The sequence below is a fragment of the Candidatus Poribacteria bacterium genome (assembly GCA_021295755.1).
GTDB lineage: Bacteria > Poribacteria > WGA-4E > WGA-4E > PCPOR2b > PCPOR2b.
Window position 1 is genome coordinate 27,489 of the sequence record JAGWBT010000113.1, and the last position, 1,138, is coordinate 28,626.

3 protein-coding genes are annotated in these 1,138 nt (G+C 50.1%); all 3 read left to right on the forward strand.

Translation table 11 applies throughout. The features are described 5' to 3' along the window. On the forward strand, nucleotides 1-485 hold a 485-nt coding region (locus J4G02_16120; GenBank protein MCE2396088.1), incomplete at its 5' end, for a dihydropteroate synthase. A 3-nt stretch (nucleotides 486-488) separates the two neighbouring features. Next, a complete protein-coding gene (locus J4G02_16125; GenBank protein ID MCE2396089.1) occupies nucleotides 489-770 on the forward strand; it encodes a virulence factor in 282 nt (93 codons plus the stop codon). Between the two features lie 60 nt (nucleotides 771-830). Beyond that, the coding region (locus J4G02_16130; protein ID MCE2396090.1) for an Ldh family oxidoreductase at nucleotides 831-1,138 on the forward strand (308 nt) is incomplete at its 3' end.

The window sequence follows — 1,138 nt, forward strand, 5'->3', positions numbered from 1 at the left end:
ACACGAAGGTTATGGTAACAGCCGCCAGTGAATCCGGAATGCCACAGAACCCCGAAGAACGGGTCACCAATGCCTCACGTATGGTAGACGCAGCCAACGACAGAGGAATTGCGATTGAGGACATCTTCATTGACCCGTTATACTTTCCGATTGGGGTGGACACAGAGAACGGCAACCACGCTTTTGAAGCTATCCGGCAGCTCCGTGAGAAATATGGTCCCGCCATCCATATCAGTGGCGGGTTCAGCAACGTCTCCTTCCAAATGCCTTCCCGTCGTCTCATCAATGACGTTTTTATGATTCTCGCAGTCGAAGCCGGTGCGGATAGCGGGATTATTGACCCAGTGACCAATAATCCACAGAAAGCCCTCTCCGTTGATCGAAGGTCAAGAGCCTATCAACTGACTGAAGATATGATGCTGGGCAAGGATCGCTTCTGTAGAACATTCCTGCGTGCCTATCGCAAAGGCGAATTGGAGGGTTGAATCGTGGCAATGTATCAAATTCTATATTGGAAAGATATTCCGGCACAGGTCAGAGTCTTTGAGGGTAGAAAGCCGATCTCACGGCAAATGCCTAAACGTTTTCAGGTTGAGATTGATCGCACGGCGATGGAAACAGGTTTAGCCGGAACCGACGATTATCTCGATCAGTGGCAGTGGACGGAGAAGCGGGAACGTCCCGGCGAACCGGAGGATATTCTAAACGCACTTGTAGAAGAACTTGAGGCAGAACATAACGATAAGGCGCAAAAACAAAAAGGATCGTAAACACTACCGTCACCGGCTGAAAAAGCAATATATAAATCAGAACAGTAGAAAGGAATTTTCATGCCTACATTTCAACCCGACAATCTGCGGCAAATCGGTTATGACCTCTTTGAAGCCGCCGGTTGTACAGCAGAAGACACTCGATCGGTTGTTGACCACCTGATCGAATCCAACCTCTTCGGACACGATTCCCACGGTGCTATCCGTTTCTACGAATACGCCCGCGCCATACGAGATGGCAGATTCCAACCCACCGCAAAGCCTGAGATTGTAAGCGATAATCCCTGTGCTGCGGTGGTAGATGGACACAGCGCACTAGGACAGGTCGGGGCAACCTTTGCGATGAACCTCGCAATCGAAAAAGCGCG